The following is a 242-nucleotide window of genomic DNA, read 5'->3' as shown; positions in this document are numbered from 1 at the left end:
CCTCTTCACCCACGTGCGCGACTCGATGAAGGGCCAGAGCGGCATGCCCGGCAACGAGTACGCCGACGGCATGCTCGAACACGACGGCGACGTCGGCAAACTGCTCAAGACCCTCGACGACCTGAAGATCGCCGACAACACCATCGTCGTCTACACCACCGACAACGGCCCGAACCAGTGGTCCTGGCCGGATGCGGCCACCACCCCGTTCCGCAACGAGAAGAACTCCAACTGGGAAGGCG

At 64.0% G+C, this 242-nt stretch carries 1 protein-coding gene; it reads left to right on the top strand.

Annotated features, from left to right (window positions below; genetic code table 11):
* The coding region (locus J5M67_RS29315) for a sulfatase-like hydrolase/transferase (RefSeq protein ID WP_207888767.1) at positions 1-242 on the top strand (242 nt) is incomplete at both ends.

The organism is Pseudomonas sp. 30_B (assembly GCF_017491605.1).
Taxonomy (GTDB): domain Bacteria; phylum Pseudomonadota; class Gammaproteobacteria; order Pseudomonadales; family Pseudomonadaceae; genus Pseudomonas.
This window is presented reverse-complemented; position numbering and strand designations above follow the sequence as displayed.